4 protein-coding genes are annotated in these 2,564 nt (G+C 56.9%); all 4 read right to left on the bottom strand.

Annotated features, from left to right (window positions below; all coding sequences use genetic code 11):
- Window positions 1-600 (bottom strand): class I SAM-dependent methyltransferase (locus WBB85_RS04570; RefSeq protein ID WP_432637442.1); only part of this gene is annotated, 600 nt, incomplete at its 3' end.
- Window positions 590-1,051, bottom strand: a complete 462-nt coding sequence (locus tag WBB85_RS04575) for a sterol desaturase family protein (protein WP_432637443.1) — start codon at window positions 1,049-1,051, stop codon at window positions 590-592. The genes WBB85_RS04570 and WBB85_RS04575, both read right to left, overlap by 11 nt.
- A gap of 3 nt (window positions 1,052-1,054) precedes the next feature.
- On the bottom strand, window positions 1,055-1,624 hold the full coding sequence (locus WBB85_RS04580; RefSeq protein WP_432637444.1) for a hypothetical protein: 570 nt from the start codon (window positions 1,622-1,624) through the stop codon (window positions 1,055-1,057).
- Between the two features lie 21 nt (window positions 1,625-1,645).
- Window positions 1,646-2,305 carry a hypothetical protein gene (locus tag WBB85_RS04585; protein ID WP_432637445.1) on the bottom strand — a complete coding sequence of 220 codons (660 nt, stop codon included), beginning with the start codon at window positions 2,303-2,305 and terminating at the stop codon, window positions 1,646-1,648.
- Between the last annotated feature and the right edge of the window lie 259 nt (window positions 2,306-2,564).

Genomic DNA, 2,564 nt, shown 5'->3' on the forward strand with positions numbered 1-2,564 from the left:
GTCCGGTACCATGAAATAGCAGCACCTGTGCACGGGATTGCGCGGTTCCCCCGTCCAGGTTCGGCGCTGAAAATACAGCATGTCGCCGCCCTGCCGGGGAATCGGTGCAACATGCGAGATTGCGAGATCCGGCTCGTTCCGCATGATCTTACCATAATCATAGATCCCCACGATGGCGATCCCGTCGGGGGTTAGGCAATCACGAAACCTGCGAATGCAGCGCATCTGCCGCTCTTCTTCGAGGAAGTGCGTGACAAAACTGCTGAGGGCTAACGCCACATCGAAGGGCTCGCCCTTCGACTTCTCAAGAAAATCGACCTCTTGAAAATCGATATCGAGCCCGAGCCGGGCTGCGCGCCCACGCGCGATTTCTAGTTTCTTGGGGCTGAAATCTATCGCCGTCACCTGATGGCCGGCAAGCGCCAGCGCGGCCGCAGCCTGCCCGGTGCCGCAGCCGATTTCAAGTATGCGTTTGCGCTTTAGGTCAGGCGGCAGAACCTTGGCACACAGCCGGTTGAATTCCTCGATGCCCCCGTCCTTATGGCGGTACATCAGATCGTAGGAGTCGGCCCAGTCTTCGTAGATATTCTTAAACGACATTGCGCTTGGTTCCGAATAATGTGTCCCAAAGCCGGAAATACTGATCGAAGTTGACCGATGTATCCCGATGGTGCATCAGGTGATAGCGGCCCATGGCCAGCCCCGGAATGTTGATTCTGGGATTGTGGTCGGTAATCCCCTCGGCCAAGACGACGCCATCTATGTAGTACAGAATGGCTAGAGGCCAGGCGGCTGGCCACATGTAGATCATGACGGCGAGCGGTAGGATTTCCGTGATCCACTGATCGGCCGTCGAACGCAAGTCATTGAACCAGCCAATCAGGTTCCACCACGAAAACTCGTAGTCGCCAGCATAGCGGACAGAGTGGTGCGCCTTGTGGAAGCGCCACAAAAACTTGATCGAATGAGCCGCCCGATGTGTCCAGTAGACGACGAAGGAAAAGACCAGAAAATACAGACAAAGCTGAAAAAGGTAGGCCAGGACATTCACTGTCTACTCTCCCCAACCGCACCAAACATCGGAAAAAACAACATCTCCACCCCCTCGCCTTAGTATATTGTTTCTATTGAGATCGAGCGCGTAGTTCTGTTCTCTTGCCAGATCGCCCAGTAGTGCGGCGATTTCGTATAACCCTGGCTTGTGAGGGCCATCACTGCAGGGACGCTCATCCAGCCTTGTGTAGGCCAAGGCAGCGGCAGCATTGGCATCCGCCCAGAACGCGATATCGGCCGGGTCGGGCGCGGGCTCCAGATGCTCCATTATGGTCAGCGATAAGTGCCCGTTGTCCGCGTGGTGCACAACCCGAGGCAAATGTCGCGATCCTTGCCGGTTTGAGAGATCTACGAACCGTGAAAACGGGGCGGAGCTGATTGCGATCCGCGCGGCAAGCTTCTGGCCTGGCAACGCGTACACAACGGCATCGTCGCCACAGCCCAGTTCCTCCAGACGGTCAACACCCAACGATCGGCACAATGCCCGGTAAAGCTCGGCCTTCAGCAGCACGGCATCGCCAGAATCCGGCAGGGCGACGTCGAGCCACCAACCTGAATTACTATCCATCATAGGGGTGCCAGCCACTTCCTTTTACGCCAGTTTCAATTTGCGCTTTGGAGCAATTGCGCTTAGGCTTACGCACTCGGGGCACGCTTGGCATCGCCCGAACGTGTTGGATGCCTGATCGTGGTGCGGATTTCGGCAACTTGCCGTCAGAGTCACCAGTTGCTCCGGCAAATACGCCGCCTCGTCGCGCTTGGCCGGAGGATGATCCCATAGGAAACAGCGTGGGTGCCCATCGCCCCCCCAGGTGACGCGCAACACACGAATTGTGGCAGCTCGCAGAAAGTCGTAGAGTTCACTGCCCGGGTTCCAGCTTTTGTCTTCGTCGCTGTTCATACTCAATAGGATGCGATCCTGCCCGCTGAAGTCGTGAGACATTGCAGCGTGGGCGGCAAAGAACATGGCCGTCGAAGTGTCACGGGCAAAGTTCCGGAATGCCAGCAAATTCACTGCGCTTTGGGTAAACGTGAAAGGCCGATAGGCCTTTTCCACAATCGGACGCATCGCGTGAACAGCTCGATCTTCGTAGTTGGCGGTTTGGGTCATGCTCTGCCCAGTATCGTCCCGTGCATACCGACTAATGTGATGCGCGTAGACCTCATCGTCACTCTCGCGCAGCAGACGTACAAGACCGTATGTGCTGTCGAGGCCACCGCTCCACATCACAAGAGTTTTTCGTGCAGTCATTTAGGGTCACCCTCGTGATGGCGCGCAGCAAGCCCCGGAGCTTTACCGGGCAGTTGCGAAACAAAAACTGGGCCGACTCGCCCGGTTCCCTAGCATGGCTGGCACTCAGGTGCCGTTCTTGCTTGGCCAGAACCGAACGATCAGCAGCATCACGCCAAAGTAGACCGCGGCAAACACCCCAACGCCGAGCGCACCGATATCAGTGCCGATGACGAACCTCATGAGAAGATGGAACAATATCGCAGCCAGAATCGTGCTC

The sequence above is a fragment of the Albidovulum sp. genome, assembly GCF_049646345.1.
GTDB lineage: Bacteria > Pseudomonadota > Alphaproteobacteria > Rhodobacterales > Rhodobacteraceae > Albidovulum.